The sequence below is a fragment of the Sphingobium sp. genome (assembly GCF_041987595.1).
In the GTDB taxonomy this organism is placed as follows: domain Bacteria; phylum Pseudomonadota; class Alphaproteobacteria; order Sphingomonadales; family Sphingomonadaceae; genus Sphingobium.
Genome location: NZ_JBHIWJ010000163.1, coordinates 1 through 5468 on the forward strand (window position 1 = coordinate 1; position 5468 = coordinate 5468).

Consider the following 5468-nt stretch of genomic DNA (forward strand, 5'->3'; position numbering starts at 1 on the left):
CCCGTCCCGGTCGGCGCCGGGGACGAAGCGGCGATAATAATGCAGCACCGCGGGGATGACCCCCGCCGCGCCGTTGGTCGGCGCGGTGACGACGCGGCCGCCTGCTGCATTTTCCTCATTCACGGCAAGGGCAAAGAGGCTGACCCATTCAAAGATCTGCGCCGGGCCGAGGGCGTTTTGCTGGAGAACCAGACGGTTATGGATGGTGCGCGCGCGACGGCGGACCTTGAGACCGCCGGGGAGCAGCCCCTCTTCCTTCAGGCCGCGATCGATCGAGGCGCTCATCGCGTCGATCACGCTGTCGAGAAAAGCCTCCGTCTCCGGCTGCGAGCGCCAGGCGCCTTCATTGCGCAGGACGAGCGTGGCGATGCTGAGACCAGTCGTCTCGCCCAGCGCCAGCATTTCCGCGCCCGAGGAAAAGGGATGCGGCTGCACCACATTGTGGCCGAGCGGCGTGTCGTCGGCGATCGGCGCCGTGCCGGGCAGCACCGCGCCGCCGCCTATGGAATAATAGTCCCGGACAAAGGGCTCTTCCTGTCCTTCGAACCAGGCCGAAAAGCGCATGCCGTTGCTGTGCGCTTCCAGAAACTCCCCCATGCGGAAGAGGAGGTCGGCGGCTTCGCTGAAGGGGATGAAGAGATCCGCCGCGCTGCCTGCGCGGATCCGCCCCTCGCTGCGGATCGCTTCAAGAATGGCGGGGATCGCATCCGGATCGACGCTTTCGGGTCGGTGGCCGGACAGGCCGAGCAGGATGGCGACATCGGTGGCATGGCCCTTGCCGGTCAGGGCGAGCGAGCCGTAAAGTTCGCATTGCACCCGGACCGGCGTGGCGGGCAGCGAATCCATGAACAGGAGCGCCGCGCGCATCGGGCCGACGGTATGCGAACTGGACGGGCCGATGCCGATGGTGAACAGGTCCGTGACGCTGATCGCGGCGGCGGCGTCGATGCGGGATTTGCTCACTCTCAATAATCCTTCGATATGCGGACGTTGGCGCTTTCGCGGCCGAGGGTAGAGATGGCGCCGAGCAGGGAAAGCCAGCGCGTGACCTGATATTCGATGCGCGTCGCGGAATAGCCCTGCCCGTCGGTGATCAGCTCCACATAGGTTTTCCGGGTCAGATATTTGCCCGCTGCGATGGAGGTCCCCTGCCCTTGGGTCGGATCGGCGGCGATGATGCGCAGCCGGTCAAGCCCAGCCGCCTTGCGCACCGCGTTAATGGGGTCAAGGCCGCCCTGCCCTTGCAGCGAGCCGACTGCCGAAGCCAGTTGCAACGCCTCCGGCGCGGACAGGTTGGTGATCGAGGTGCCGAACAGGATGCGCGACAGCAGTTCGTCCTGCGGCAGCGCGGGAATGCTGGTGAAGGTGATGACGGGTTTGAGGCCCGTGCCGCCGACATGGATGGTGGCGGTGAGGTCGCTGACGTCCGCTTCCGCATCGATGTCCAGCATCGGATTGACAGGGGTGCGGCCGTCGAACTGGATCTTGCCTTCCTTGAGATCGAAGCGGCGGCCCGCAAAGTCGTAGGTGCCGCGAACAAGGTCGGCCGTGCCCGCAATGGCAGGGTTGGTGACGGTGCCGCCAATGTCGAGATTGGCGCGCCATTCGCTTTCGATGCCGAGGCCGGTGACGGTCAGGCGATTGCGGGCGCGGGCTTTGATCGCCAGCGCCCAGGGGGTGTTGGTGCGGGGGCGCTCGATCTCATCGCCGCGACGGTTGATCTCGATCACCTTGAGTTCGGGTATCTGGGCTACGGCGGCCGCCCGGCCCATGGTGAAGCGGCTTCTGTTGAGGACGAGGTCGCCGCCGATGGTGCCCCCGACGCCGCTGGAGGACAGGGTGATCGGCCCGGTCACGGTGGCCGCTATGTCGTCCCGTTCCAGCAGTGCGGCATTGTCGGCTTGCAGGCGCAGGTCCATGCCGACGCCCGCTATGCCGTTGAAGGTGAAGCTGCCGATGCCGGTCACGCTGCCGCCATTTTGCGCGGTGGCGCTGAAGTTCGACATGACGAGCTGCGCGCCGGAGAAGCGGCCCCGCGCCTTGACGCCGTGCAGGCGCATGCCGGTGACGGGGCTGTTGATCGCGGCATTGTCAGTCGCCAGCGAGCCGCTGATAACCGGATCGCCCAGCGTGCCGCGCGCATCGGCGGTGACGCCGACAGGGCCGGAAATGTCGATGATCTCTACGCCGGTCAGACGCCAGAGCGTATCGGCGGTGCCGTTGTAGCGCAGTTGCGCGAACAGCGGGGCGCGGTTCAGCCGTTCGACCAGGTTGCCCTCGGCGCCGAGCGGGGTCAGCAGCGCCTGGGCGCGGCCGATGGTCTGGCCGTCCGCGACAAAGACCATGCGGGTCGCGAGCCGGTCATGGGTAAGGACGGCGTTGACGCCCGCATCCACCGGACGGGAACTTAACGACAGGCCGGAGCGCGAAAGGCCGCGCACACGAAGTTCCGCCTTGCCGGTCGGCATGCCGCCGCGGGTGTGGACATAGCTCAGCGATCCCGTGGCGCTGCCGCCCAGACCCAGATTGTCATAGGCGATGTCCAGCAGGGCAAGCGGCAGCTTTTGCAGCCGAGCCTCGATGCTGGTCGTCTTGCCGCTCAGTTCCCCCCCCAGTTGCAGCGAACCGCCCGCATAGCTGATCGTCGCCGGGTCCATGCGCCAGCCATCTTCCGTGCGGGTAAAGATGGCGGCGCGGGTCAGCCTGATCGGGCGCTTGTCGATGGTGCCGCTGGCCTGAAGACGGATATGGCCGGGGTCGACCTGCGCCTCGCTCTGGAGGTCGAAAAGGCGGCCGCGCTGGCCTGACAGGCTGGCCTTTACCGTGCCGCTGCCGTCGACCAGCGCGGCGTTCGCGGCAAGGCGACCGAGCAGCAGGCCGCCCACACGCAGCCCCCGCCCCTGCACGGTCGCGTTGATGGAGCTGCCGGACGGATTGAGCAGGATCGTCGCGTCGAGCTTGCCCCGGCGCACGGCGATGACGGTGGGGCCGTCGAAACTGGCATCGGTGGCGTCGAGCCTGAGCGTCAGTTGCTGCACGCCGTTGACAGGCGCGAACGCAATGGTGCCGGTCACCGGACCGCTGACGTTGAGCGTGCCGTCAAGGCCGCCGGTTACGGGGCGCAGGTCGCCGCTTGCCGTGACGCTGGAGGCCGTGACGCGGGCGATGCGGACCACCGCCTGACCGCCGGAAGGCAGCAGGATCGCGCCGTTGCCGGTGAAGGCCCCCAGCGTCGAACCGCCCTCCGCCGTGAAGCCGTAGCCGTTGGCGTCGGGCGTCAGATGCGCGTGCATGTCGGAGACGCCCAGCGCCCTCAGCGGGCTTTGCAGGACGAGGTCGATCGTGGGCCGCTCGATATGGCCGTCCAGCGTCAGGCGGAGCGGGCCATAGCTTTTGTGCTGCCCGCTGCCTTCGAAATGGAAGGTCCGGTCGGTGCGGCGATAGCCTTTCGCATTCAGCGTCAGCAGCGGCGCTGCAAGGCGGAGATCGGTGAATTGAAGCTGGCCGTCAGGACCGAGCGACAGACCGCTGCGCACCGTCGGCAGGCCGCCGCCCAGCGAACGCAGGAAGCTGTTGTCGAGCCGTCGCATCCGCGCCATCGCGTTGCCGCTGAGGGTGAAAGCGCCGCTGGGACCGGGGATGGCGCGCAGTTTCGAGGTCAGGTCGACGATGCCGAGGCCGCGAATGGCAAGGCCGCCGATCTGGCCGTCGAGGCCGATATCATAACGGCCTGACCTGAGGTCGGCGAGGAAGAGCAGCCTGCCGCGCAGCTTGTCGGAACGGACCGCCATCGGGTTGCTGACGATCTGCTGATTCTTGAGCTGCAATACGCCATCGAGCACGAAATTGCGGATGATGCCTTCCACCAGTTCGCCCTGCCCATCAAGGCGACGGGCCCGTAGGTGAACCGGGATGATCGCCGGGCCGCCGCTGGCCTTGCGTCCCTTTCCGTCGGCACGGACGTCGTGAATCACGGTCTTGCCGAAGGCGAGCTGTTTCGCGGTGATCAGATATTCATAGCCGAATCCCGCCAACGGGCCGTCCAGCCGGACGCGCGCGGCGATGTCACGACCGGTCATCGTCTTGAGCAGCGCCTGCGGCCGGGTCAGCTTCACATCGACCAGCAGATTGTCGAGCGCATTGTTGCGCAGGTCTATGCCCCCGTCGGCGCTAAGGTCGATCGCGGCGGAGCGCAGAGAGAGTTTCCCGTCGATGACGCGGTCCGTCATCGATCCGTTGGCCTGAATTGTCAGGCGCGGCGCAGACAGGCGCTGGAAAAGCCCCCGACCCGCTATGGCCGACCCTTCGATGGTCCCGGTGGCTGCATAATGGCCGCTGCGGGCGTTGAGCTTCAGATCGATGGCGGGATCGCCGTCCAGCGTGCCTGCCAGGCGGCCGTTCCAGCGGGTCCAGCTGCCCTGACCGCTGATGCGCAGATTGGCATCCTGCTTCAGCCCCGCCATCACGGCGAGGACGCCGCCCTTCGGCGCGTTGACGGTGACGTCGAGGTCGAACCTGTCATCGTCCGGGCGGCTGTCGAGCGCGATGTTGAGCGCGTCTTCCCCGTTCAGGACACGGGCAGAGAGGTCGATGATCGCGCGGCCGCCGCGAATGTCTGCATCACCCGAGAGCGTCGCCTGCTGGATTTTGCCGGTGATGGAGCGATCGATGGTCAGGCGGCCGACCGAGAACTGCATCAGGCGGATGTCGAAGCCGGGCAGGATCGGGCCCTGCCGTTCGCTGGGGTTCAGTTTGGGCAGCTTGTGCAGGGTCGCCTGCGGGATCACGAGCCGGTCGATGTCGAGCCTGTTGGACAGCCATGCAAAGGGCCACCAGTCCAGCTCCACCCTGGGTGCATCCAGAAAGGCGCCCCTGGGATCGGAGAGAGTGAGGCCATGGAGAACTGCCTTGCGATAGATGCTGCCTTCGATCCGGTCGACATGGATGCGCAGACCCGAGGGCGGGCTGATCCGGCCGATGCGCGAGGCCAGAAAGCGATGCCCCGGATCGGTGTCGAGCCAGGCCAGCGTGCCCGCGACGATCAGCGACAGGGTGACGAAAAGCCCGAACAGCCAGCGCTGCCAGCGGCCATCCCATGCACGGCGGCGTCGGTGCGGCGGCGCCGGGGCGACGGTGGTTTCGGAGGCGGTTTCGGGCAGCGCGTCCGCCATCAGAAAGCCTGCCCCAGCGACACGTAGACGGCCACCTTGGGATCGCCCGGCTGCGGGTTGATCGGCGTGCCGACGTCGATGCGGATCGGGCCGAAGCTGCTGTAATAGCGCACGCCCATGCCCGCACCGATCCGCAGGTCGCGGAAACGGGGCAGGAAACTGGTCGAGATATTGCCCGCGTCGACGAAAGGCACCAGCCCGAAATTGCCGAAGCGGATGCGCGATTCGAGCGAAAATTCCGCGAGGCTCTTCCCCCCCACCGGATCATCGTCGGGGCCATAGCGCGGGCCGATCGCC

3 protein-coding genes are annotated in these 5468 nt (G+C 67.0%); all 3 read right to left on the reverse strand.

The annotated features are described in order from the left end of the window. Nucleotides 1-963: serine dehydratase beta chain (locus tag ACFC3J_RS21880; protein ID WP_375198066.1), on the reverse strand; the 963-nt coding region annotated here is incomplete at its 3' end. 2 nt (nucleotides 964-965) lie between these two features. Beyond that, nucleotides 966-5171 (reverse strand): translocation/assembly module TamB domain-containing protein, encoded by a 4206-nt coding sequence (locus tag ACFC3J_RS21885; protein WP_375198067.1) that lies wholly within the window; start codon nucleotides 5169-5171, stop codon nucleotides 966-968. Further along, nucleotides 5171-5468: BamA/TamA family outer membrane protein (locus ACFC3J_RS21890; protein ID WP_375198068.1), on the reverse strand; the 298-nt coding region annotated here is incomplete at its 5' end. The genes ACFC3J_RS21885 and ACFC3J_RS21890, both read right to left, overlap by 1 nt.

Excerpts from the sequence above, each read along its gene's own strand:
- ACFC3J_RS21885 (WP_375198067.1), bottom strand. The coding sequence starts at position 5,171 with ATGGCGGACGCGCTGCCCGAAACCGCCTCCGAAACCACCGTCGCCCCG.